Annotated in this window: 1 protein-coding gene; it reads right to left on the bottom strand. The window is 39.4% G+C overall.

The window, feature by feature from the left end; all coding sequences use genetic code 11:
- The coding region (locus tag ACP5SL_RS05870; RefSeq protein WP_428228338.1) for an AAA family ATPase at positions 1-434 on the bottom strand (434 nt) is incomplete at both ends.

Here is a 434-nt window from a genome sequence, read left to right as displayed (position 1 = left end):
CTTATCCTTTTCAGCTTCATCTTTTAAATTTAAAGGCATAAGCCTGGTATGAATCTGCAAAATCTCCTTTCTCCCTTCTTTCGTTGGTATCCCAATTTCTATCTCTCTATCAAACCTGCCAGGTCTCCTTAATGCTGGGTCAACGTTATCAACCAGATTTGTGGCGCCAATAACAATTACATGCTCTCTCTCTTTTAATCCATCCATAAGCGTCAAAAGCTGAGCTACAACTCTCCTTTCTACCTCTCCCTGAACTTCTGCACGCTTTGGCGCTATTGAATCTATTTCATCTATGAATATAATTGAAGGTGCGTTTTTCTGCGCATCATTAAATATATTTCTCAGAGTTTCTTCACTTTGCCCATAGTACTTGCTCATGATCTCCGGGCCGTTTATTAAGAAAAATGATGCATTTGACTCATTTGCCACAGCTT

The sequence above is a fragment of the Fervidicoccus sp. genome (genome assembly GCF_049967375.1).
Taxonomy (GTDB): Archaea; Thermoproteota; Thermoprotei_A; order Sulfolobales; family Fervidicoccaceae; genus Fervidicoccus; species Fervidicoccus fontis.
This window is presented reverse-complemented; position numbering and strand designations above follow the sequence as displayed.